At 61.5% G+C, this 21,874-nt stretch carries 23 protein-coding genes; 17 read left to right on the forward strand and 6 right to left on the reverse strand.

Translation table 11 applies throughout. The features are described from left to right. Positions 1-10: 10 nt before the first annotated feature. Genes ACFOLG_RS17555 through ACFOLG_RS17590 form a run of 8 tightly spaced genes read left to right on the forward strand, consistent with a single transcriptional unit; the run spans position 11 to position 7,197 of the window. Positions 11-946: a chemotaxis protein gene (locus tag ACFOLG_RS17555; protein ID WP_386094486.1), complete on the forward strand. Its 936-nt coding sequence runs from the start codon at positions 11-13 to the stop codon at positions 944-946. A 39-nt stretch (positions 947-985) separates the two neighbouring features. Next, positions 986-1,375 carry a chemotaxis response regulator CheY gene (cheY, locus tag ACFOLG_RS17560; RefSeq protein WP_174875268.1) on the forward strand — a complete coding sequence of 130 codons (390 nt, stop codon included), beginning with the start codon at positions 986-988 and terminating at the stop codon, positions 1,373-1,375. 46 nt (positions 1,376-1,421) lie between these two features. Continuing rightward, positions 1,422-2,156: a protein phosphatase CheZ gene (gene cheZ / locus ACFOLG_RS17565; RefSeq protein ID WP_386094489.1), complete on the forward strand. Its 735-nt coding sequence runs from the start codon at positions 1,422-1,424 to the stop codon at positions 2,154-2,156. 55 nt (positions 2,157-2,211) lie between these two features. Next, positions 2,212-4,086: a chemotaxis protein CheA gene (locus ACFOLG_RS17570; RefSeq protein ID WP_386094492.1), complete on the forward strand. Its 1,875-nt coding sequence runs from the start codon at positions 2,212-2,214 to the stop codon at positions 4,084-4,086. A 12-nt stretch (positions 4,087-4,098) separates the two neighbouring features. Then, complete coding sequence (locus tag ACFOLG_RS17575) at positions 4,099-5,310, forward strand: EAL and HDOD domain-containing protein (protein ID WP_386094495.1); 1,212 nt, start codon at positions 4,099-4,101, stop codon at positions 5,308-5,310. 15 nt (positions 5,311-5,325) lie between these two features. After that, positions 5,326-5,964: a tRNA (adenosine(37)-N6)-threonylcarbamoyltransferase complex dimerization subunit type 1 TsaB gene (gene tsaB / locus ACFOLG_RS17580; RefSeq protein WP_386094498.1), complete on the forward strand. Its 639-nt coding sequence runs from the start codon at positions 5,326-5,328 to the stop codon at positions 5,962-5,964. Further along, a complete protein-coding gene (gene rimI / locus ACFOLG_RS17585; protein WP_386094501.1) occupies positions 5,957-6,406 on the forward strand; it encodes a ribosomal protein S18-alanine N-acetyltransferase in 450 nt (149 codons plus the stop codon). Before tsaB ends, rimI begins: the two co-directional genes overlap by 8 nt. Next, positions 6,403-7,197, forward strand: coding sequence for a uracil-DNA glycosylase (locus tag ACFOLG_RS17590; protein WP_386094504.1), 795 nt, complete (start codon positions 6,403-6,405; stop codon positions 7,195-7,197). The genes rimI and ACFOLG_RS17590 overlap by 4 nt, the downstream gene beginning before the upstream one ends. 75 nt (positions 7,198-7,272) lie before the next feature. Here the strand turns inward: ACFOLG_RS17590 and rpmG are convergent, their stop codons facing one another. Beyond that, positions 7,273-7,428, reverse strand: coding sequence for a 50S ribosomal protein L33 (gene rpmG / locus ACFOLG_RS17595; protein WP_017506994.1), 156 nt, complete (start codon positions 7,426-7,428; stop codon positions 7,273-7,275). Positions 7,429-7,460: 32 nt separating this feature from the next. Then, a complete protein-coding gene (gene rpmB / locus ACFOLG_RS17600; protein WP_026107616.1) occupies positions 7,461-7,694 on the reverse strand; it encodes a 50S ribosomal protein L28 in 234 nt (77 codons plus the stop codon). A 354-nt stretch (positions 7,695-8,048) separates the two neighbouring features. Here rpmB and ACFOLG_RS17605 point away from each other — a divergent pair, with 354 nt between their 5' ends. From ACFOLG_RS17605 to ACFOLG_RS17625, 5 genes are all read left to right on the forward strand, one after another. After that, positions 8,049-9,689, forward strand: a complete 1,641-nt coding sequence (locus tag ACFOLG_RS17605) for a CTP synthase (RefSeq protein WP_386094511.1) — start codon at positions 8,049-8,051, stop codon at positions 9,687-9,689. 101 nt (positions 9,690-9,790) lie between these two features. Further along, positions 9,791-10,642 carry a 3-deoxy-8-phosphooctulonate synthase gene (gene kdsA / locus ACFOLG_RS17610; RefSeq protein WP_386094514.1) on the forward strand — a complete coding sequence of 284 codons (852 nt, stop codon included), beginning with the start codon at positions 9,791-9,793 and terminating at the stop codon, positions 10,640-10,642. Between the two features lie 85 nt (positions 10,643-10,727). Then, positions 10,728-12,011 (forward strand): phosphopyruvate hydratase, encoded by a 1,284-nt coding sequence (gene eno / locus ACFOLG_RS17615; RefSeq protein ID WP_386094517.1) that lies wholly within the window; start codon positions 10,728-10,730, stop codon positions 12,009-12,011. A gap of 2 nt (positions 12,012-12,013) precedes the next feature. After that, entirely contained in the window at positions 12,014-12,313 is a 300-nt protein-coding gene (gene ftsB, locus ACFOLG_RS17620) for a cell division protein FtsB (RefSeq protein ID WP_349588955.1), read from the forward strand. Positions 12,314-12,388: 75 nt separating this feature from the next. Continuing rightward, complete coding sequence (locus ACFOLG_RS17625; RefSeq protein ID WP_386094522.1) at positions 12,389-14,182, forward strand: GGDEF domain-containing protein; 1,794 nt, start codon at positions 12,389-12,391, stop codon at positions 14,180-14,182. A 68-nt stretch (positions 14,183-14,250) separates the two neighbouring features. On the opposite strand, the gene ACFOLG_RS17630 is transcribed toward ACFOLG_RS17625, so the two are convergent. Both ACFOLG_RS17630 and ACFOLG_RS17635 read right to left on the reverse strand, forming a co-directional pair. Continuing rightward, on the reverse strand, positions 14,251-14,562 hold the full coding sequence (locus ACFOLG_RS17630) for an RnfH family protein (RefSeq protein ID WP_386094525.1): 312 nt from the start codon (positions 14,560-14,562) through the stop codon (positions 14,251-14,253). Next, positions 14,549-14,986 carry a type II toxin-antitoxin system RatA family toxin gene (locus ACFOLG_RS17635; protein WP_386094528.1) on the reverse strand — a complete coding sequence of 146 codons (438 nt, stop codon included), beginning with the start codon at positions 14,984-14,986 and terminating at the stop codon, positions 14,549-14,551. Before ACFOLG_RS17635 ends, ACFOLG_RS17630 begins: the two co-directional genes overlap by 14 nt. A 151-nt stretch (positions 14,987-15,137) precedes the next feature. Between ACFOLG_RS17635 and smpB the strand changes: the two genes are divergently transcribed. The 3 genes from smpB to guaA all read left to right on the forward strand — a co-directional run bounded on the left by smpB (position 15,138) and on the right by guaA (position 17,563). After that, positions 15,138-15,584: an SsrA-binding protein SmpB gene (smpB, locus tag ACFOLG_RS17640; RefSeq protein WP_386094531.1), complete on the forward strand. Its 447-nt coding sequence runs from the start codon at positions 15,138-15,140 to the stop codon at positions 15,582-15,584. Positions 15,585-15,586: 2 nt separating this feature from the next. After that, entirely contained in the window at positions 15,587-15,922 is a 336-nt protein-coding gene (locus ACFOLG_RS17645; RefSeq protein WP_386094534.1) for a hypothetical protein, read from the forward strand. Positions 15,923-15,985: 63 nt separating this feature from the next. After that, positions 15,986-17,563 (forward strand): glutamine-hydrolyzing GMP synthase, encoded by a 1,578-nt coding sequence (gene guaA / locus ACFOLG_RS17650; RefSeq protein WP_386094537.1) that lies wholly within the window; start codon positions 15,986-15,988, stop codon positions 17,561-17,563. An 86-nt stretch (positions 17,564-17,649) separates the two neighbouring features. Here the strand turns inward: guaA and phhA are convergent, their stop codons facing one another. Continuing rightward, positions 17,650-18,537 carry a phenylalanine 4-monooxygenase gene (gene phhA / locus ACFOLG_RS17655; RefSeq protein WP_386094540.1) on the reverse strand — a complete coding sequence of 296 codons (888 nt, stop codon included), beginning with the start codon at positions 18,535-18,537 and terminating at the stop codon, positions 17,650-17,652. A gap of 141 nt (positions 18,538-18,678) precedes the next feature. On the opposite strand from phhA, the gene ACFOLG_RS17660 reads away from it, so the two are divergent. After that, a complete protein-coding gene (locus ACFOLG_RS17660; RefSeq protein WP_386094543.1) occupies positions 18,679-19,161 on the forward strand; it encodes an Lrp/AsnC family transcriptional regulator in 483 nt (160 codons plus the stop codon). A 69-nt stretch (positions 19,162-19,230) separates the two neighbouring features. On the opposite strand, the gene pepN is transcribed toward ACFOLG_RS17660, so the two are convergent. After that, positions 19,231-21,864, reverse strand: a complete 2,634-nt coding sequence (gene pepN, locus ACFOLG_RS17665; protein ID WP_386094546.1) for an aminopeptidase N — start codon at positions 21,862-21,864, stop codon at positions 19,231-19,233. Positions 21,865-21,874 lie beyond the last annotated feature (10 nt).

Raw genomic sequence — 21,874 nt, forward strand, 5'->3', positions numbered from 1 at the left:
AGGAATTGCTATGGCGGCATCTGAAGCTTCTCTGTTGGCCAGCATTGACGCAAGAACCAAGCTGGCAGGCTCCAACAAAATGGAAATCCTGCTGTTCTCGCTGGGAACGCGGGAAACATTCGGCATCAACGTTTTCAAGGTTCGCGAAGTATCGCAGACCCCGTTCATCACCAAGACACCCAATATGCCATTTGGCGTCGAAGGTGTGCTGTCGTTGCGCGGCAACATTATTCCGGTGATCTCGCTGGCCAAATTCATTGGCTGTGAAACCGGGGATGTCAGCTACAGCACCATGATCGTGACCGAATTCAACAAGAGCACTCAGGCATTCCTGGTCGGCTCTGTCGATCGCATCATCCGTGTGGACTGGGACAAGGTACGCGCCCCGGAAAACGTCATGAGTACCTCGCAACAGACGCTGATCACCGCCGTTACCGAACTAGACGACGGCAAGCTCGTCTCCATTCTGGACGTCGAACAAATTCTGGCCAGTGTGGTAGGGGAATCCCACGTGCCGGACCTGCCGCAAGCTCCGCTGGAACTTGACCAGTACGTGTTTTTTGCCGATGACTCCGTTGTGGCGCGCAAGGAAATCTGCGGCGTGCTCGACAAAATGGCGATCAAGTATCACCAGGCAAATAATGGCAAGGAAGCCTGGGACAAACTGCAGGTACTGGCCAATCGCAACTGGTCGGACGAAGAGTCCCTGCACGACACGCTGAAGTTGATCCTGGTCGATGCAGAAATGCCGGAAATGGATGGCTACGTGCTGACCAAGCTGATCAAGTCCGACCATCGCTTCAGCGGCATCCCTGTCGTCATGCACTCCTCGCTCTCTTCCAATGCCAATCGTGCAATGGGAGCCAGTGTCGGTGTTGATGCCTACGTTGCAAAATTCGATCCGGCAGTTCTTGCAGACACTTTAATTCCGTTCCTGCAACGTTAAAATAACGGGTTAACCACCACCCAGGTCAGGACAACGCTAATGACAGACAAGAATCTTCGTTTCCTCGTGGTAGATGACTTTTCCACTATGAGACGTATCGTGCGCAACCTGCTCAAGGAACTGGGCTTTACCAACGTTGATGAAGCAGAAGATGGCCAGGTTGCCCTGCACAAACTGAAGACACAGCATTTCGACTTTATTGTGTCGGACTGGAATATGCCGAACATGACCGGCATCGAGCTGCTGCGTGCCGTACGCGCAGACGCACAATTGAAGCCCATTCCTTTTCTGATGATTACCGCGGAAGCCAAGCGCGAAAACATCATCGAAGCTGCCACGGCCGGGGCCAGCGGCTACATTGTGAAGCCGTTCACTGCCGCCACACTGGAAGAAAAGATGAACAAAATCTTCCAGAACCTGAGCAAATAACATTAATTAAGCCAGCACCTAAGTGCTACGCGCAGGAGGAGTTAACGTGCCTGACCACACTCTTGAAAGTGGTGACTCTCCAGATCTGGAAGCCCTGTTCGACAGTATCGCCCAGCAACACAATGCCACTGGTGGTGACACCCCGGCCGCACTTCCCGCAGACATGTCCCCGGAGGCCGTAATGGGCATGTATGCCCAGATTGGCCAGATGACCCGCAAACTGCACGACACCCTGCGCGAACTGGGTTACGACAAGTCGCTAGAAAAAATGGCAGATGCCATTCCTGATGCCAAGGATCGCCTGGGTTATATCGCCACCCTGACAGCCAATGCGGCAGAGCGGGTTCTCAACGCCACCGACATTGCCAAACCGATTCAGGATGAACTACAGAACCAAGCCGAATCCCTGAACCAGCGCTGGGAAAAACTGTTCGCCAACCAGCTGAGCACTGCCGAGTTCAAGCAGCTGGCACAGGAAACACGTACTTATCTCGCCTTGGTTCCCAAGCAGACCGAAGCCACCAGCAACCAGTTGCTGGAAATCGTGATGGCACAAGACTTTCAGGACCTTACCGGGCAGGTAATCAAGAAAGTCATGGAGATGGTCAAGACGCTAGAAAACGAGCTGCTTAGCGTACTGATCGAATACCTGCCCGCGGACCGCAAGATGGAGCTCGGCTCTGACCTGCTGCAAGGCCCCGTGGTCAATCCGGATGGCCGTACCGACGTAGTTACCAGCCAGCAGCAGGTAGACGACCTGCTCGAAAGCCTGGGTTTCTGAGCGCATACTTGCCGCCTGGCGCTAGTCGGGCCGACATTCAATTAAGGAAGTAAAAATGAGCGACTTCGCTGGCATGGAAGAACTGTTGCAAGACTTCTTGCTCGAATCGACCGAGTTGCTGTCCGATGTCGACAACAAGCTTGTCGAACTGGAAAAGCGCCCGAATGACCGGGCATTGCTCAACGACATTTTTCGCGGCTTCCATACCATCAAGGGTGGTGCCGGCTTCCTGAATGTTGCCCCGATGGTAACCGTCTGCCATCGCACCGAGAACCTGTTCGACAAGCTGCGCAACTCCGAACTGCAGCTGTCCACCAAGCTGATGGATGTGATTCTGGACGCGACCGGCGCCGTGCGCGACATGTTCACCACCCTGTCGCAAGGCCTGCCGCCAGCAACCCCGGACCCGGCCTTGCTCGCGGCCCTGGATGCCGCACTTGCCGGCAATCTTGAGGCTGCCGCAGCACCAACCGTAGCCGCCACCCCCACTGGCAGCGAGCCGGACTGGAACGCGCTGCATGCAGTCGTCACCACCAGCAGTACCAGCCCGGCGGCGGCAACGCCACCCGCAGCACCGGCGGCGCCGGCTGCAGTTGAAGTCATTCCTGCCGCCGCACCGGCAAGCGCCCCGTCAACCGCCGTTGCGCCCGTTGCTGCACCCAAGCCTCCGGCAAAGGTCGCCCCCACGAGTGGTGGTTCGATTTCCGGCCAGGAAAACACGATCCGTATCGACACCGTACGCCTTGACCAAGTATTGAACTTGTCAGGTGAAATCGGGCTGACCAAGAACCGCCTGACCACCCTGCGCACCGAGATTCTGCAGGGCAATATGGAAACCAACACCCTGCGTTCGCTGGACGAAGCGATCAGCCAGCTCGACCTGCTGGTGAGCGATCTGCAGAACGCAGTGATGAAGACGCGGATGCAGCCGATCGGCCGCCTGTTCCAGAAGTATCCACGCTTGGCGCGTGACTTGGCCCGCCAGCTGGGCAAGGAAGTGGAACTGGTCATTACTGGCGAGGAAACCGAACTCGACAAGACCATGATCGAGGATCTGAATGATCCGCTGGTGCACTTGGTGCGCAATGCGGTGGATCATGGTGTTGAATCTGCTGAAGAGCGCATCGCTAGCGGCAAGAAGCCGCAGTCGCTGGTGGAGCTGTCGGCCGAGCAGGTAGGCGATCACATCGTGATCGAGATTACCGACGATGGCAAAGGCATGAACCCCGAAGTGCTGCGTCGCAAGGCAATTGCCAAGGGCCTGATCGACGCCGAAACCGCCAACTCGCTGGATGAGAAGCAATGCCTGCAGCTGATTTTCCTGCCGGGCTTCTCTACTAAGGATCAGATTTCCAACGTTTCCGGCCGCGGCGTCGGCATGGACGTGGTGCGCACCAACATCCAAAAGCTGAATGGTCGTATCGACATCAACTCCATTCAGGGCGAAGGTACGCGGATCAGCATTTCCCTGCCGCTGACCCTGGCCATTCTGCCGGTACTGGTGGTGCGCGCCTGCAACCAGCCGTTTGCGGTACCGCTGGCCATGGTGCGCGAGATCATTCCGATCGACACCACCGCCATTCAGGAAGTATCTGGGCGCCCCACCATCGTGGTACGTGATGAAATCCTGCCACTGAAAACCCTGTCCGGCCTGCTGAACTGGGAGGCGACGCAAAAGCCGAACTTCGGTGTGCTGATGCAGTCGGCCGAAAAGTCTTTCATTCTCGCCGTGGACTCGTTCGTCGGCCGCGACGATGTGGTGATCAAGCCGCTGCAGAATATCCGCCCGAAAGGCGTGGCGGGCGCCACCCTGTCCGGAGATGGCTCGGTCGTGCTGGTGCTGGACATGGAAGACCTGCTGACCGGTCAGCTGGACAACGCGGCCGCTGGCGGCATCATGGCCAGGAACGCCGACAACTTCGCTTACTAAAGACTGTTTACGATGTCGAATTCCGCCTTTCTTGGGCGTCAGCCTGTTTTGAACAGGAACCAGCAGCTCATCGGTTATGAGCTGCTTTTTCGTAGTTCTGGCGATGCGGCGTCTGCCGCTCCGCACGCACCGCTGGAAGCCGACACCCAGGTCCTGGTGAACGCCCTCAACAATATGGGCACCAACTGGCTGATCGGCAGCAAGCTGGCCTTCATCAACGTGGGGGAGGCCATGCTAGGCAGCGACTTCCTAGAGCTGCTGCCGCCACGGAGGGTGGTGCTGGATATTGCGGCCAATATCCAGCCCGGCAATGAGCTGGTTTCCCGCGTACGCTACCTACGCTCACTCGGTTTCGGCATTTCGCTGGACGACTTCAATTTCGAACAGCCCGCGGCCGCGTTGCTGGAGCTGGCCAACTACGTGAAGCTGGATGTGCAGGCGATGGACAAGCTGCAATTCCAGGCGTTGGCCGCACGCCTGCGCAGCTACCCGGTAATTCGTATCGGCGAGCGCATCGAATCCTACGAGCACTACAACCTGTGCCGCGACCTCGGGCTGGACGGCTATCAGGGCTACTATTTCGCTCGCCCGGAAACACTGTCGGCCAAAATCATCCACGCCTCGTTCAGCAATACGCTGAAGTTGCTCAACCTGTTGCGTGCCGATGCGCCATTGCGCGACATCGAACAGGTGCTGAAGGGCGATGTCGCGCTGTCGTTCAAACTGCTGCGCTACGTCAACTCGGCAGCAGCCGGGCTGAACACCACCATCAGCTCCTTCGGCCATGCCGTAACCGTGTTGGGCTACCAGAAGCTGTACCGCTGGCTGACCTTGCTGCTGGTCACCAGCAACGAAAGCGGTCATCTGGCACCCGCGCTGCAAAAGACCGCCATCACCCGAGCGCGCGTCATGGAGCTGCTGGCGCTGGAAACCAGCCATGGCAGCGAATTCTGCGACAATGCCTTCATTGTCGGCATGTTCTCGCTGCTGGATGTCATCTTTGACATGCCCATGCCACAGATTCTGGAACACATCAATCTGCCGCACGAGGTGCAACAGGTCTTGCTGCACCAGCAAGGCAGTTTTGCCAGCATTTTCAAGCTGGCACTGGCACTGGAACAGGGGCTGGACACCTTGCCACAACAGGCGGAGCATCTCGGACTGGATCCGGACCAGCTCAATCTGCTACACACCTCCGCCCTCGCCTGGGTGGAAGAACTCTGATCGAAACCATTGTTGATGACCCACCTGCTTGCCTTCGACTGCTCCAACTACAATCTGTCGGTCGCGCTGCTGAGTAAGCAGCAGCTGTACCGTTACCACCAGACCGTCAAACAGGGCCACTCCGACCTGGCGCTGACGGTGATTGCCGACCTGCTGCAACAAGCCGGCATTGCACTGCCACAACTGGACGCCATCCTGTTTGGCAAAGGCCCGGGCGCCTTTACCGGCCTGCGCATTGCCGCCGGCATTGCCGCAGGACTCGCCACTGCGGCCAACGTGCCAGTACACGGCATTACCACCCTGGATGCCATCGCCCTGCAGTTGCCGGCAGAAACCGGGGTAGCGGTGCTGGATGCGCGCATGCAAGAGGTGTATGCCTGCCGCTACCAGGCCGGGCACGCCTCCAGCATCACCGTGTGCAAGCCGGCCCAGTTGCCGCTGCAGCCCGACGATGTACTGGCCGGCGATGCCGCCAGCTATTTTGCCGGTTGGCCGCAACGTTTTATTAGCTGTGAGCCACTGGCCGAACACTACATCCAGCTGTTTCAACGCCAACCAGAACGCTATCAAGGCAGCGATAGCGCTGACCTGTTTTATGTCCGTGACAAGGTAGCACTGACCACCGCCGAGCAACGGGAACAACAGCGTGGCTGAGTTGCGCCGCATCGTGGATAGCGTTGCCGCCGAAGCCATCGCCAGTGCCGAGGCCGGCAGCTGCGCACACCCGTGGTCCGCCGCCATGTATGCCGACTCGATCGCCGGACAGGATCTGGTCTTTGCCTATCATCTCGCGCCGGAGCAGGCCATCGGTTTTGCCGTGCTGCTGCAAGTGCTGGACGAAGCCCATCTGCAGAATGTTTTCGTTTGCCAGCCCTGGCAACGCCAGGGCCATGGCCGCCAACTACTGCAGCAGCTGATGCAATATGCCGCCAGCCAGGGCGCCAGCCGCATGCTACTGGAAGTACGGGAAAGCAACCATGCAGCCAGACAGCTATACCTGAGCTGCGGCTTTAGCGAAACCGGCCGCCGCAAGCACTACTACCGTACCGCTGACGGCCCGCGCGAGCACGCCATTCTAATGGAGGCCCCGCTATGAGCCGACGAGAACAGGTTCTGGCCGAAATCGGCCACCGCACCCTGTGGCAATTGCGCCAGCCTCCTGCCACGGCTCTACCCGCCTCCGCGCCGGCCGCCGCGGAGAGTGCCGCCAGCATGACCGCCCCCCTACCTGCTGCCACGCCCCAAATTACCGCTGGCGTAACTAACCTCGCCGAGCAATCGCCAGTTGCTACGGCCACCGGCAGTACCATTGCAGCAGCGACAGTAATCCCGATTGCTGACTGGGACGATCTGCACGCGCAGGTCAGCACCTGCCAGCAATGCCAGCTGGCCAAGACCCGCAGCAATACCGTAGTCGGGCGCGGCAACCGCAAGGCACGCGTGCTGCTGATTGGGGAGGCCCCCGGCGAGCAGGAGGATAGGCAGGGACTACCGTTTGTCGGCAAGGCCGGACAATTGCTGGAAAATATGTTGGCCGCAGCCGGCATCGACAGCGAGCGTGATGTTTACATCTGCAACCTGCTCAAATGCCGCCCGCCCGGCAACCGCAACCCGGCGTCAGACGAAATCGCCGAATGCGACCGATTCCTGCAGTGGCAGATTGCGGCGGTACAACCCGAACTGATCGTGGCAGTTGGCCGCTTTGCGGCCCAGAGCCTGCTGCAGACACAGGCATCGCTCAGCAGTTTGCGCGGCAAGCTGCACCAGCACGGACAATACCCGGTACTCGTCAGCTTTCACCCGGCCTATCTGCTGCGCAGCCCTACCGAAAAAGCCAAGGCCTGGCAGGACTGGTGTCGGGTGCGTCAATTGCTTAAGCAGAAATGACAATGCCCCGCGAAGGCGGGGCCGCAAAACAAAAGCCCTCGCTAACGAGGGCTTTTTGCATGAAACCGGGCCGAATTACTTCAGCTTGGTTTCTTTGTACAGAACATGCTTGCGGGCAACGGGATCAAATTTTTTGATCTCCATTTTTTCCGGCATAGTGCGCTTGTTCTTGGTGGTGGTGTAGAAATGACCAGTACCGGCGGTCGATTCCAGTTTGATCTTGTCGCGCATGGCTTATTCCTTAAAGAGCTGTCGGAAACTGATTACAGTTCGCCGCGAGCACGCAGGTCGGCCAGAACGGCATCGATACCTACTTTGTCGATGGTACGCAGAGCTGCGTTGGAGATGCGCAGACGCACCCAACGGTTTTCGCTCTCTACCCAGAACTTGCGGTACTGCAGGTTCGGCAGAAAACGACGCTTGGTCTTGTTATTGGCGTGGGACACATTGTTCCCGGTCATCGGACGCTTGCCGGTGACTTTGCAAACACGCGCCATGGTGAGTCACTCCCAAAAGCCGGTAAAAGAAAGACTTATACCATAAATCGATGCCATCACACAAGCCGGACGCACAGCACGGGGGCGGTGGCGACGAGATGCAGCGGCATCGGGTTCATAAAGAAAGGCAAGATCATACCGAAAGCCCACGCGTCTTGCAGCAAAAACCTAAGCCCCACGCTCACCAGGCCACAGAGATCAGAAAAAATGCATAAAAATCATGCCACTGCAGAAAGCGACACTGCTACTTGCGCGCCACAAGCCGTGCCGCGGCGTCACAAACTCTCGTGCCGCCCCATTCAAAAACAGGGGCGTTGCTGTTAGAATCCCAGATTCTCATAGAGCCGTAATCCCATGACCAAGTTCATCTTCGTTACCGGTGGTGTGGTGTCCTCTCTGGGCAAGGGCATCGCAGCCGCGTCCATCGCCGCCATTCTCGAATCCCGTGGTCTCAAGGTCACCATGCTGAAACTGGATCCCTACATCAACGTAGATCCGGGCACCATGAGTCCCTTCCAGCACGGTGAAGTGTTCGTCACCGAAGACGGCGCGGAAACCGACCTCGACCTTGGCCATTATGAGCGCTTCATCCACGCCAAGATGAAGAAGAGCAACAACTTCACTACCGGCCAGGTATACGAATCGGTGATCACCAAGGAGCGCCGCGGCGACTACCTGGGTGGCACCGTACAGGTGATCCCGCACATCACCGACGAAATCAAGCAGAAGGTACGCGAAGGCGCCGGCGACGTTGACGTTGCCATCGTCGAGATCGGCGGCACCGTCGGCGACATCGAATCGCTGCCGTTCCTAGAAGCCATCCGCCAGATGCGCTCCAACTTCGGCCGCAAGAACACCCTGTTCGTGCATCTGTCCTACGTGCCGTACATCGCCACCGCCGGCGAGATCAAGACCAAACCGACCCAGCACTCGGTAAAAGAGATGCGCGAGATCGGCATCCAGCCGGACATCCTGCTGTGCCGCATGGACCGCGAGCTGCCGGAAGACGAAAAGCGCAAGATCGCGCTGTTCTGCAACGTGGAAGAGAACGCGGTGATCGGCTGTTACGACGCCGACTCCATCTATAAGGTGCCGGCCATGCTGCACGCGCAGGGCATCGACGACATCATCGCCGAACAGCTGCAACTGGAGCTGCCGAAGGCCGACCTGTCGACCTGGAACCGCATCATCGACGCCATCGAGCACCCGGACCATAGCGTGAACATCGCCATGGTGGGCAAGTACGTCGACCTGACCGAGTCCTACAAGTCGCTGTCCGAGGCACTGAAGCACGCCGGCGTGCACACCCGCACCAATGTCAACATCATCTATGTCGACTCCGAAGAGATCGAGCGCGACGGCGCTGAATCGCTGAAGGACATGGATGCCATCCTGGTACCGGGCGGCTTCGGCAAGCGCGGCGTGGAAGGCAAGATCAAGGCGGTGAAGTTCGCCCGCGAGAACAACATCCCCTACCTGGGCATCTGCCTGGGGATGCAGATCGCGCTGATCGAATACGCCCGTGACGTGGCTGGCATGAGCGGCGCCAACTCCACCGAGTTCGACCTGGAAACCGATTTCCCGGTGGTGGCGCTGATCGACGAGTGGGTGAACCACGACGGCAAGATCGAAACCCGCGACGAAAACTCCAACCTGGGCGGCACCATGCGCTTGGGCGGCCAGCAGTGCGAACTGACCGACGGCTCGCTGGCGGCACGCGTGTACGGCAACACCGAGATCACCGAGCGCCATCGCCACCGTTACGAAGTGAACAACCACTACGTACCGCGCCTGCAGGCTGCCGGCCTGACCATCAGCGGCCTGTCCGCCGGTCACGAGAAACTGGTGGAAACCATCGAACTGGCCAACCACCGCTGGTTCTTCGCCTGTCAGTTCCACCCGGAGTTCACCTCCACGCCGCGCGATGGCCACCCGCTGTTCATCGCCTACGTGCAGGCAGCCCTGGCCTACCAGGCCGACAAGGCCAACGCCTGAGTCTGCTGAATCGTCAGCCCGTCTGACCAAAGTTGGCCGCAAGGTAGCGAAACGCAGGTTTCGCGGCTGATGCGGCCAACCTTGTCTTGAAAGGACACACCATGAAACTCGCCGGATTTGACGTTGGCCTCAATCACCCGCTGTTCCTGATCGCCGGCCCGTGCGTGATCGAGAGCGAACAGATGGCACTGGATACCGCCGGCCAACTGAAGGAAATCGCCCAGCAACTGGGTATCAACTTCATCTACAAGTCGAGCTTCGACAAGGCCAACCGCTCGTCCGGCAAGTCCTTCCGCGGCTTCGGCATGGACGAAGGCCTGCGCATCCTGGCGGAAGTGAAACGCCAGATCGGCGTGCCGGTACTCACCGACATCCATACCGAAGAGCAAGTGCCGCACGTCGCTGCCGTGGTCGACGTGCTGCAGACCCCGGCCTTCCTCGCCCGCCAGACCGACTTCATCCGCGCCGTGGCGCAAAGCGGCAAGCCGGTGAACATCAAGAAAGGCCAGTTCATGGCCCCTGGCGACATGAAACATGTGATCGACAAGGCGCGCGATGCCGCCGTCGAGGCCGGCCTGGACCCGGACAGCTTCATGGCCTGCGAACGCGGCGCCTCCTTCGGCTACAACAACCTGGTGTCCGACATGCGCAGCCTGGCGATCATGCGCGAGACCGCCTGCCCGGTAGTGTTCGACGCCACCCACTCGGTACAGCTGCCGGGCGGCCAGGGCACCAGCTCCGGCGGCCAGCGCGAGTTCGTACCGGTACTGGCGCGCGCCGCGGTCGCCGCCGGCGTGGCCGGCCTGTTCATGGAAACCCACCCGGACCCTGCCAAAGCCATGTCCGACGGCCCCAATGCCTGGCCGCTACCGCGCATGCAAGAATTGCTGAGCACCCTGATCGCCATCGACAAGCTGGTAAAAGCGCAACCGCTGGCCGAGCTTTCGCTGTAACAGGTTGACTCCACGGCCAGCCTGTCTCAAGGTTGGCCGCACCGAACCCGGTTTGACTAACCTTGATACCCAAAGGGAAACATAGATGAGTGCGATCGTTGACGTGATTGCCCGCGAGATTCTGGATTCGCGCGGTAACCCGACTGTTGAAGCCGATGTACTGCTGGAATCCGGCGTAATGGGCCGTGCCGCCGTACCGTCCGGCGCCTCCACCGGCGAGAAGGAAGCACTGGAGCTGCGTGACGGCGACAAGAGCCGCTACCTGGGCAAGGGCGTGCTGAAGGCGGTCGAGAACATCAACACCGAAATCTGCGAAGCCATCATCGGCCTGGACGCCTCCGACCAGGCATTCATCGACAAGACCATGATCGAGCTGGACGGCACCGAGACCAAGGGCCGCCTGGGCGCCAACGCCATGCTGGCCGTGTCCATGGCCGTGGCCCGCGCCGCCGCCGAAGATGCCGGCCTGCCGCTGTACCGCTACCTGGGCGGCGCCGGTCCGATGGCGATGCCGGTACCGATGATGAACGTGATCAACGGTGGCGCGCACGCCAACAACACCCTGGACATCCAGGAATTCATGATCATGCCGGTGGGCGCGCAGACCTTCCGCGAAGCGCTGCGCTGTGGCGCCGAGATCTTCCACACCCTGAAGAAACTGTGCGACAGCAAGGGCTACGCCACCACCGTGGGTGACGAAGGCGGCTTCGCCCCGAACCTGGCCAGCCACGAAGACGCCATCAAGCTGATTCTGGAAGCCATCGACGCCGCCGGTTACGTAGCCGGCCAGGACGTGCTGCTGGCACTGGACTGCGCTTCCTCCGAGTTCTACAAGGACGGCAAGTACCACCTGACCGCCGAAGGCCTGGCCCTGACTTCCGAGCAGTTCGCCGACTACCTGGAAACCCTGGTCAACAACTACCCGATCATCTCCATCGAAGATGGCATGAGCGAGCACGACTGGGCCGGCTGGCAGCTGCTGACCGAACGTCTGGCTGGTCGCGTGCAGCTGGTGGGTGACGACGTGTTCGTGACCAACCCGGCGATTCTGGCCAAGGGCATCGAAAGCGGCGTGGCCAACGCGCTGCTGGTGAAAGTGAACCAGATCGGCACCCTGTCCGAGACCCTGAAGGCAGTCGACCTGGCCAAGCGTTCGCGCTACACCAGCGTGATGAGCCACCGTTCCGGCGAGACCGAAGACAGCACCATCGCCGATCTGGCCGTGGCCACCAACTGCATGCAGATCAAGACCGGCTCGCTGTCGCGCTCCGACCGCATGGCCAAGTACAACCAGCTGCTGCGTATCGAAGAAGAACTGGGCGATGCCGCCTGGTACCCGGGCCGTGCCGCCTTCTATAACCTGAAGTAATCATGAAACGCCTGACCCTGCTGCTCATCCTGCTGCTTGCTGCTTTGCAATGGCCACTCTGGCTGGGCAAGGGCAGTTGGCTCAGGGTCTGGCAACTTGACAAGCAGGTTGAAGAGCAACGTGCGGCCAACCGGCAACTGGTTGGCCGCAACACGGCGCTGGATGCGGAAGTACGTGATCTAAAGCAAGGAACCGCCGCAATTGAAGAGCGGGCTCGCAACGAGCTTGGCATGATTCGGCAAGGTGAGGTATTTTTCCAGCTTCTTGATCCGTCACATCCACCCACCCCGGCATCCCCATAACAGGCATTGACGGGAAACGGACCACAAGCGATAACGACAAACATGGTTGGCAAAAAAGGCTTCAGGGTCTGGTCCATGACGACGCACAATCCAATAGACACCGCGCGTGAGACGCTGAAACAGCTGACGCAACGTAAACTCCTTCCCACGCCAGACAATTTCGAGCGCCTGTACTGCGAGATCGCCGGCGTTGAGCCCGAATCCCAGAAGAACAAGCTGGCCGAACTGCTGTTTCATGCCTTTGAAAAGCTGCCGGTCACCGACAGCAGCTACAAGATTTCCCTGGCCAAACTGCGCAAGGCCATCCAAGAGGAAAAATGGGAACTGGTGCCGCAGCTGGTCATGGACCTGTCCGAGCAGCACCAGCGCAGCCGCGAGCTGAGCCAGCATTGGGGCAAGCTGATCTTGGAACTGATTCAGGCCTGGGACATCCGCAGCCCGGAGATGGGCCAGCGCTACAAGCAATCGGCACTGGAGCGCGTGATTGCCACCTTCGGCAACAATCCGCAGGAGCTTAACGACAAGCTCAGCAATCTGGTGAGAAGCTGGACGCAGCCGGACAGCCCGGCCAGCGGCATCGAAACCGCCGACGCGGACAGCCCCGGGGAATCCCCTGCCGCCGCGCCGGCAGCGACAGTGACCGAACACGATGCCGCCCAGAGCGGCAGCATGGTATGGCGTGACGTGCTGGAATATGCGGTGCGCTACGGCATCGCCCCGCGCCTGCTGCACTACCCCGACCTGATGCCGCAGTTCGAGGAAGTACAGCTCAGCCTGCAGCAATGTGGCAGCGAAGACGAGCTGGCGGTGTTCTTCCCGCGCCTGCGCAGCTTCCTGATCCGGCTGGAGCTGTTGTCGCAGGAAGACGAGCGCCTGGTCTCCGGCCTGTCCAACCTGATGCGGCTGATGCTGCAGAACGTGGCCGAGCTCAACCGCGGCGACAACTACCTGATCGGCCAGATCAGCAACCTGCAGCAGATACTGGCGCAGCCCAATATCTCGATCCAGCACATCTACCACCTGGAGTCCACGCTCAAGGAAGTGATCCACAAGCAGGGGGTGCTGCGCAGCTCGCTGGACGAAGCCACCGACTCGCTGCGCACCTTGCTGGACACCTTCCTCGACAAGCTGTCGTTAATGAGCAGCGGCACCGGGCAGTTCCAGCAGAAACTGCGCGAGCATAGCGAACGCATCCGTGCCAGCAGTGACAGCAGCTCGCTGAACGACATCCTGCAATTGCTGCTGGAAGACACCGCCAGCATGCAGAACAACCTGCAGCACTCGCAGCTGGAGCTGATGGATGCGCAGCACGATGTCGAAAACGCGCAATCGCGCATCCGCGAGCTGGAGCAGGCGCTGGAGGCGGCCAGCGCCAAGATCAAGGAAGACCAGCTGACCGGCGCCTACAACCGCCGTGGCCTGGAGGAGCATTTCACCCGCGAAATCAGCCGCGCCGAGCGCAGCGGCCAACCTTTGTCGGTGGCGCTGCTGGACGTGGACAACTTCAAGCAGCTGAACGACAGCTATGGCCACCTCACCGGCGACAACGTACTGAAGTACCTGGTGGACATGATGCGCCACTGCGTGCGCGCCTCGGACATCGTTGGCCGCTTCGGCGGCGAGGAATTCATCATCCTGCTGCCGGATACTCCGGCGGAAGAAGCCGTCTCGCTGATGCAACGCCTACAGCGCGAATTGACCAAGAACTTCTTCCTCGCCAACCAGGAGAAACTGGTGGTGACCTTCAGCGCCGGCGTGGCGCAATGGCACCGCGGCGAGCAGGACGTGAACATCATCGAGCGCGCCGACCGCGTGATGTACCAGGCCAAGCTGGCCGGCAAGAACCGCACGCTATCTGCGGAGAACTGAACCGGGCCGGCAAACAAAAACGGGGCATTGCCCCGTTTTTTCATGACCGCGCGCCACGCAGACGGCGGCTAGTCGCCGCCCTTCTTCATGCCTTTGCCGGCCTCGGCGCGCTGGCGCCGCACTGCTTTCGGGTCGGCCTGTAGCGGGCGGTAGATCTCCACCCGGTCGTGCGCACGCAGCACGCTGTCCGGCTTGACCGCCTTGCTGAAAATGCCCAGCTTCAGATCGGCCAGGTCGATCTCCGCAAACTCTGCGGCCAACCCGGACAGCACCACTGCCTGCTGCGCGGTAGTACCGGCCGGCACCTGCAGTGCCACGATCTTCTGCCGCCCCGGCAGCGCGAACGCCACCTCGATGGCCAGCGTTTCAGTCGTCGCCATAGACGCGATCCGCTTCCTTGATGAAGGCATCCACCAGCGTGCCGGAAATGTGGCCGAATACCGGGCCGATGATGGTTTCCAGAATCCGGCTGGAGAACTGGTAGCTGAGGCGGAACTCCACCTTGCAGCCGAAATCGCCCAGCGGCTGGAAATGCCAGCGCCCTTCCAGGTGCTGGAACGGCCCGTCCACCAGCTCCATCAGGATGCTGCCGTACGGCTCGTTGCGATTACGGGTGGTGAAATGCTGCTTCACCTTCAGGTAGTCGATATGCAGGCTGGCCACCAACTGGTCGCCGTCGCGCTCGTGCTCCTCGGCCTTGGCGCACCACGGCAGAAAGCGCGGATAGTGGGTTACATCATCCACCAGCCGGAACATCTGCTCCGGGGTGTGCGCCACCAGGACGCTCTTTTCGATGACATGCATGCTGAAACGGGACTAGGGAAAGCCCGAAGGGTACACAATCGGCCAAGCCGGCGGCAAGCCGTCAGATCAAGCCCATGAATTTTCAGCGCTTTGGCGAATGCGCCCGTTCTGCTAGAATGCGCGATTCCCTGCAATACCCGCCTTGGACCCCATGAGCATTGTCGACAACCGCAAAGCCTTTCACGACTACTTCATCGAGGAGCAGCTCGAAGCCGGCCTGGTGCTGGAAGGTTGGGAAGTCAAGGCCATCCGCGCCGGTCGCGTGCAGCTGAAAGAAAGCTACGTCATCTACCGCGATGGCGCTTTTTACCTGTTCGGCTGCCACATCACCCCGTTGCAATCCGCTTCCACCCACGTCAAGCCCGACCCGACCCGCACCCGCAAGCTGCTGCTGAACCAGCACGAGATCAGCCGCCTGATCGGCAAGGTGGAGCGCGCCGGCTACACCATGGTGGCGCTCAACCTGCACTACAGCAAAGGCAACATCAAGGCCGACATCGGCCTAGCCAAGGGCAAGAAGCAGCACGACAAGCGCGAAAGCGAAAAAGAGCGCGAATGGCAGCGCGAGAAGCAGCGCCTGATGCGCAACAAGGGCTGAACATGAAACCCAGCGTCGTCCAACCCATCCTGCTGATTATTCTGGGCGCCCTGTGGCTGCTCAAGACTACCGCCCTGCTGCCGGAAACCTCCACCCTGCTGGCGCTGCTGCTGGCCGGCGCCGGCGTGGTGCTGGGCCTGCTGGACGGACTGACCAAGACCACCGTGGTCAGCAGCCCGCTGCTGATCTACGCCGGTGCCGCCATTTACCTGTACGACCACTATTTCGTGCGCTTCAGCCATGTCGCCGCAGTCGGCATGATGCTGCTGGGCATGTTGCTGCTGATCGCCCGCAGCGACCGCATACCGGAGCGCCGGCTGCCGCGCCGCCGCTCCTGACGAGACACCGTATTCAAAATGACACCGGCCAACCCCAGCCGGTTAATACACGCAAGGACTGCCATGGACAAAATCCTCATCCTCGACTTCGGCTCCCAGGTCAGCCAGTTGATCGCCCGCCGCGTGCGCGAAGCCCACGTCTACTGCGAGCTGCACCCGTTCGACATGCCCATCGACGAGATCCGTGCGTTCAACCCCAAGGCCATCATCCTGTCCGGCGGCCCGAACTCGGTGTACGAGTCCGACTACCAGGCCGACCCGCAAGTGTTCGCGCTGGGCGTGCCGGTGCTGGGCATCTGCTACGGCATGCAGTTCATGGCGCAGAGCCTGGGCGGCAAGGTGGAGGCCGGCGACAAGCGTGAGTTCGGCTACGCCGAGATCCAGGCCCGCCACCACTCCAAGATCCTAGAAGGCCTGCAGGACCGCGTCGACGACGCCGGCAACGGCTTCCTCGACGTATGGATGAGCCACGGCGACAAGGTGACCGCGCTGCCGGCCGGTTTCCATGTCATTGCCGAGACCCCGTCCTGCCCGGTGGCCGCCATGGCCGACGAGGACCGCGGCTTCTACGCCGTGCAGTTCCACCCGGAAGTGACCCACACCAAGCGCGGCACCGAGATGCTGCACCGCTTCGTGCTGCACGTGGCCGGCGCCAAGCCGTCGTGGACCATGCCGAACTACATCGAGGAAGCGATCCAGAAGATCCGCGACCAGGTGGGCGACGAGGAAGTCATCCTCGGCCTGTCCGGCGGCGTGGATTCCTCGGTGGCCGCCGCGCTGATCCACCGCGCCATCGGTGAACAGCTCACCTGCGTCTTCGTCGACCACGGCCTGCTGCGCCTGGACGAAGGCAAGATGGTGATGGAAATGTTCGCGCAGAACCTGGGCGTGAAAGTCATCCGGGTCGATGCCAGCGAACAGTTTATGGGCAAGCTGGCCGGCGAGACCGACCCGGAGAAGAAGCGCAAGATCATCGGCGCCGAATTCGTGGAAGTGTTCCAGCGTGAATCCGGCAAGCTCACCAACGCCAAGTGGCTGGCACAGGGCACCATCTACCCGGACGTGATCGAATCCGCCGGCGCCAAGACCAAGAAGGCGCACGCGATCAAGAGCCACCACAACGTGGGCGGCCTGCCGGAAGACATGAACCTCAAGCTGCTGGAGCCGCTGCGCGACCTGTTCAAGGACGAAGTACGCCAGCTGGGCGTGGCACTGGGCCTGCCGCACGACATGGTGTACCGCCACCCGTTCCCGGGCCCGGGCCTGGGCGTGCGCATCCTGGGCGAAGTGAAAATGGAATACGCCGAGCTGCTGCGCCGCGCCGACGCCATCTTCATCGAAGAACTGCGGGGCACCGTGGACGAGAAGACCGGCAAGAACTGGTACGACCTCACCAGCCAGGCCTTCGCCGTGTTCCTGCCGGTGAAATCGGTGGGTGTGATGGGCGACGGCCGCACCTACGACTACGTAGTGGCGCTGCGCGCAGTCATCACCAGCGACTTCATGACCGCACACTGGGCCGAGCTGCCGTACAGCCTGCTGGGCCGCGCGTCCAACCGCATCATCAACGAAGTGCGCGGCATCAACCGCGTGGTTTACGATGTGAGCGGCAAGCCGCCGGCAACCATCGAATGGGAATAAGCCGTTGCGGCCAACCCTGAGGTAAAAAAACGCCCGCTTAGCGGGCGTTTTTGTTATTGCCGCCAACCGCGGCGGCGCTCGGCGCTTTACGCGTCGGCGGTATCGGCCCAGCCTACGCGGTTGCCGACGTGGAAGATGCGATCCTGCGCATCGATCTCGCCGGCGCCCAGCAGGCCCTGCTGTTCCACCGCGTGGTACACCGCGGTGAAGTCCGGTGCGGTGGCCTCGAACAGCTGCTGGAAGCTGTCGATGACGAAGTAGGTCTTCTGGAAGGTGTCGATGCGGTAGCGGGTGCGCATGATGCGCTGCAGATCGAAACCGACGCGGTTGGGGCTGTCGCTCTCCAGGCTGTACACCGATTCCGACTTGCTGGACACGATGCCGGCGCCGTAGATGCGCATGCCCTGCGCGGTGTTGATCAGGCCGAACTCCACCGTGTACCAGTACAGCCGCGCCAGCAGCGGCAGGTAGCCCAGTTCCTTGGCCTTCATGCCGCCCTTGCCGTAGGCCTGCAGGTAGTCGGCGAACACCGGGTTGATCAGCAGCGGCACGTGGCCGAACAGGTCGTGAAACACGTCCGGTTCCTGCAGGTAATCCAGCTGCTGCGGCTCGCGCAGCCACCAGGTCACCGGGAAGCGGCGGTTGGCCAGGTGCTCGAAGAACACGTCGTCCGGAATCAGCCCCGGCACCGCCACGATCTGCCAGCCGGTGGCGGCCATCAGCGTCTGGTTGAGGCGGCCGAAGTCCGGCACCTGGTGCGCATCCACCTGCAGCGCGGCCAGGCCCTGCAGGAATTCGTCACAGGCGCGCCCCGGCAGCATCTCACTCTGGCGCCGGTACAGCGTGGCCCAGGTCTGGTGATCCTCGGCGGTGTAGCGATCCCATGGCTGCGGCAGGGTAAAGTCCGCCGCATGTGTCAGCCCCTGGTTCTTGCGCACGGTGATGTCCGGCACAGTGTAGGTATTCATTTCCATGGTGTTGTCTCTCGATTGGCTTGGCAGTGGCTGCCTATATTCCGAGTGTAGGTGCAAGCGCATGCGTGTTGGCCGCATGATTTGAGTCTGCAGACCTTTTTTTGCATACTTACCGCACATAAACATGGAGAAATGCAGAAAATGCGCGGAATCGAGCTTGATCGTTACGACTACCAGATTCTGGAGGCGCTACAGAGGGACGCGCGCGCCACGCATCAGAAGCTGGCGCAGGAGGTGCCGCTGTCGGCATCGCAGATCGGCCGCCGCATCCAGCGGCTGGAGGAGTCCGGCATCATCCAGGGCTACCACATCGCACTGCGCCCCGACCTGCTGGACCTGTCGGTGACCGCCTTCGCCAGCGTCAGCCTGGAGCGCCACGGCGAAGCGTCGATCCGCGAGTTCGCCGCCGCCATCAGCGACCTGCCGGAGGTGCTGGAGTGCTACGCAGTGGCCGGCGAGGCCGACTACTGGCTGCGCATCGTGGTGCAAGACCTGCCGTCACTGTCGCGCTTCGTGATGAACAAGCTGATGACGCTGTCGCTGGTGCGCAGCGTGAAATCCACCGTGGCACTAGAGCCGATCAAGCACACCACCCGCCTGCCGCTGCAGCCACCGGCGCGCTGATGCGGCCAACGTTGGCCGCAATGAAAAAGGCCGGCATCGCTGCCGGCCTTGCTGTTTGCCCCTGCCCGCTTACACGCTCAGGTTCTTGGACACGATCTCGTACACGTCCTTGGACAGCCCGTCCTTGGCCAGGATGCGCTGCAGCTCGCGCGTCATCAGGTCGCGGCGCAGCGGCTCCAGCTTCTGGCGACGGTTGAACAGCGACACCAGGCGGCTGGCCACCTGCGGGTTGATGGCGTCCAGCGCCAGCACCTGGTCCACCAGGAAGCGATAGCCGGAGCCGTCTTCGGCGTGGAAATGCAGCATGTTGCGGCCGAAGCTGCCCAGCAGCGCGCGCGCCTTGTTCGGGTTGCGCAGGGTAAACGCCGGATGCGCCATCGCCGCCTTGACGTGCTCCAATGTGCACGGCAGCTGGCTGCTGGCCACCAGCGAGAAGAACTTGTCCATCACCAGCGCGTTGTCCTGCCAGCGCTCGGCAAACGCCAGGTAGCAGTTGTCGCGCTCCTCGCTGTCGCGATCGCGCAGCGCCAACATGGCGCCCATCTGGTCGCTCATATTGTTGCTCTGCAGGCATTGCCGCTCGGCGGCCTCCAGCGGCCACGGGTCCGGCAGGCGCGCCAGCATGCCCAGCGCCAGGTTCTTCAGCGCGCGGCGACCGGCATCGGCCGGCTTGTATTCGCGGCTCTGGTTGACATCGAACGCTTCGCGCAGCTCGCCGCGCAGCGCCTGCGCCAGGGTGTCCAGCACGAAGTCGCGCACGGTGTGGATGGCGGCCGGGTCGGCCTCATCCACCATTTCCAGTATCTCGGCCTCGCTCGGCAGACTCAGCATCAGCGCCTTGAAGGCCGGATCCGCCGCATGGTCTTCCAGCACCGCGCGGAAAGCGTCGACAAAGCCGGCGGCCAGCTGCAGCGGCTTGCCGGCGGCGTGATCGGCCAGCAGCTGGCGCAGCAGGCGCTCGGCATAGGCCTGGCCGGCTTCCCAGCGCGCGAAGGCATCGCTGTCGTTGGCCATCAGGAAGGCCAGTTCGCTGTCACGCCAGGCGAAGGACAGCTTCACCGGTGCGGAATAGCCGCGCAGCAGCGACGGCACCGGTGCACTGGCGACGTTGACAAAGGTGAAGGTCTGCGCCGCGGCGCGCACCTCCAGCACGCGGCTGCCGCCCTGCGGCGCCTCTTCGCCCTGCAGTTGCAGCGGCAGGTCATTGCCGTCCGCGCCGATCAGGCCGACGGCAAACGGGATGTGCAACGGCTGCTTGTCGCTCTGCCCCGGCGTGGCCGGGCAGCTTTGCTGCACGTGCAGGGTGTAGCTGCGCGCGTCCTCGTCGTATTCGCCGCTGACGGTCAGCAGCGGGGTACCGGCCTGGCTGTACCACAGCGCGAACTGCGACAGGTCGACATCGTTGGCATCGGCCATGGCGGCACGGAAATCGTCGCAGGTCACCGCCTGGCCATCGTGGCGCTTGAAGTACAGCTGCATGCCCTGCTGGAAGCCTGTCTCGCCGAGCAGGGTGTGGTACATGCGCACCACTTCGGCGCCCTTTTCATACACCGTCATGGTGTAGAAGTTGTTCATCTCGATGTAGCTGTCCGGGCGGATCGGGTGCGCGGTCGGGCCGGCATCCTCTGGGAACTGCAGCTGACGCAGGTTCTTCACGTCCTGGATGCGCTTCACCGCGCGGCTGTCCAGGTCGGAGCTGAACTCCTGGTCGCGGAACACGGTGAGGCCTTCCTTCAGCGACAGCTGGAACCAGTCGCGGCAGGTGACGCGGTTGCCGGTCCAGTTGTGGAAGTATTCATGGCCGATGATGGCCTCCACGCGCTGGAAGTCGGCGTCGGTGGAGGTGTCCTGTCGCGCCAGCACCGCCGAGGTGTTGAAGATGTTGAGGCCCTTGTTCTCCATCGCCCCCATGTTGAAGTCGCCCACCGCCACGATCATGTAGATGTCGAGGTCGTATTCCAGGCCGAAGCGCTCCTCGTCCCACTGCATCGAGCGCTTCACCGCGCCCATGGCGAACGCCACCTTGTCCTGGTCGGCCGGCACGGTCCAGATTTCCAGCAGCACATTGCGGCCGCTGCGGGTGGTGTAACTGTCGCGCAGCGCGGACAGCTTGCCGGCCACCAGCGCGAACAGGTAGGACGGCTTCTTGTACGGATCCACCCACTTCACCCAGTGGCGCTTGCGGTCCAGCATGCCCTCGCCCACCTTGTTGCCGTTGGACAGCAGCACCGGGTACTTGGCCTTGTCGGCGATGATGGTGGTGGTGAACTTGGCCATCACGTCCGGACGGTCCGGATAGAAGGTGATCTTGCGGAAGCCTTCCGGCTCGCACTGGGTGTAGAGGTTGCTGCCGCCGGAGGCGTACAGCCCCATCAGGCTGGTGTTGGCCACCGGGTCGATCTCGGTTTCCACGTCCAGGATGAAGCTGTCCGGCACATTGGCGATGCTCAGCACCTCGGCGCTCAGCGTGTAGGCGTCTGCGGCCAACTTGTCGCCGTCCAGCGTCACGCTGGCCAGCCGCGCGCTGCCATCCAGCTGCAGCACGCCCGCCGCCGTGGCGGCCGGGTTGCGGCGCATCACCATGCGCGAGTGCACGCGGGTAAGGGTGTCGTCGATGATGTCGAAAGTCAGGTCCACCTTGTCCACCAGGTAGGCGGGTGGCTGGTAGTCGCTGCGGTATTTGATCTGCGGTTGTTGGCTCATCTACTTCAAT

Origin of the sequence: Vogesella facilis (assembly GCF_042648525.1) — a bacterium.
Classification (GTDB): Bacteria; Pseudomonadota; Gammaproteobacteria; order Burkholderiales; family Chromobacteriaceae; genus Vogesella; species Vogesella facilis.

Bases quoted from the DNA above. Each gene is read 5' to 3' on its own strand.
- eno (WP_386094517.1), top strand. From the start codon at position 10,728: ATGAGTGCGATCGTTGACGTGATTGCCCGCGAGATTCTGGATTCGCGC.
- pepN (WP_386094546.1), bottom strand. From the start codon at position 21,864: ATGAGCCAACAACCGCAGATCAAATACCGCAGCGACTACCAGCCACCC.
- ACFOLG_RS17635 (WP_386094528.1), bottom strand. From the start codon at position 14,986: ATGCATGTCATCGAAAAGAGCGTCCTGGTGGCGCACACCCCGGAGCAG.
- ACFOLG_RS17570 (WP_386094492.1), top strand. From the start codon at position 2,212: ATGAGCGACTTCGCTGGCATGGAAGAACTGTTGCAAGACTTCTTGCTC.
- guaA (WP_386094537.1), top strand. From the start codon at position 15,986: ATGGACAAAATCCTCATCCTCGACTTCGGCTCCCAGGTCAGCCAGTTG.
- ACFOLG_RS17660 (WP_386094543.1), top strand. From the start codon at position 18,679: ATGCGCGGAATCGAGCTTGATCGTTACGACTACCAGATTCTGGAGGCG.
- rpmB (WP_026107616.1), bottom strand. From the start codon at position 7,694: ATGGCGCGTGTTTGCAAAGTCACCGGCAAGCGTCCGATGACCGGGAAC.
- rpmG (WP_017506994.1), bottom strand. From the start codon at position 7,428: ATGCGCGACAAGATCAAACTGGAATCGACCGCCGGTACTGGTCATTTC.
- ACFOLG_RS17630 (WP_386094525.1), bottom strand. From the start codon at position 14,562: ATGGCGACGACTGAAACGCTGGCCATCGAGGTGGCGTTCGCGCTGCCG.
- cheY (WP_174875268.1), top strand. From the start codon at position 986: ATGACAGACAAGAATCTTCGTTTCCTCGTGGTAGATGACTTTTCCACT.
- ACFOLG_RS17645 (WP_386094534.1), top strand. From the start codon at position 15,587: ATGAAACCCAGCGTCGTCCAACCCATCCTGCTGATTATTCTGGGCGCC.
- ACFOLG_RS17575 (WP_386094495.1), top strand. From the start codon at position 4,099: ATGTCGAATTCCGCCTTTCTTGGGCGTCAGCCTGTTTTGAACAGGAAC.
- ACFOLG_RS17555 (WP_386094486.1), top strand. From the start codon at position 11: ATGGCGGCATCTGAAGCTTCTCTGTTGGCCAGCATTGACGCAAGAACC.
- tsaB (WP_386094498.1), top strand. From the start codon at position 5,326: ATGACCCACCTGCTTGCCTTCGACTGCTCCAACTACAATCTGTCGGTC.
- ftsB (WP_349588955.1), top strand. From the start codon at position 12,014: ATGAAACGCCTGACCCTGCTGCTCATCCTGCTGCTTGCTGCTTTGCAA.
- phhA (WP_386094540.1), bottom strand. From the start codon at position 18,537: ATGGAAATGAATACCTACACTGTGCCGGACATCACCGTGCGCAAGAAC.
- ACFOLG_RS17625 (WP_386094522.1), top strand. From the start codon at position 12,389: ATGACGACGCACAATCCAATAGACACCGCGCGTGAGACGCTGAAACAG.
- ACFOLG_RS17590 (WP_386094504.1), top strand. From the start codon at position 6,403: ATGAGCCGACGAGAACAGGTTCTGGCCGAAATCGGCCACCGCACCCTG.
- smpB (WP_386094531.1), top strand. From the start codon at position 15,138: ATGAGCATTGTCGACAACCGCAAAGCCTTTCACGACTACTTCATCGAG.
- ACFOLG_RS17605 (WP_386094511.1), top strand. From the start codon at position 8,049: ATGACCAAGTTCATCTTCGTTACCGGTGGTGTGGTGTCCTCTCTGGGC.
- kdsA (WP_386094514.1), top strand. From the start codon at position 9,791: ATGAAACTCGCCGGATTTGACGTTGGCCTCAATCACCCGCTGTTCCTG.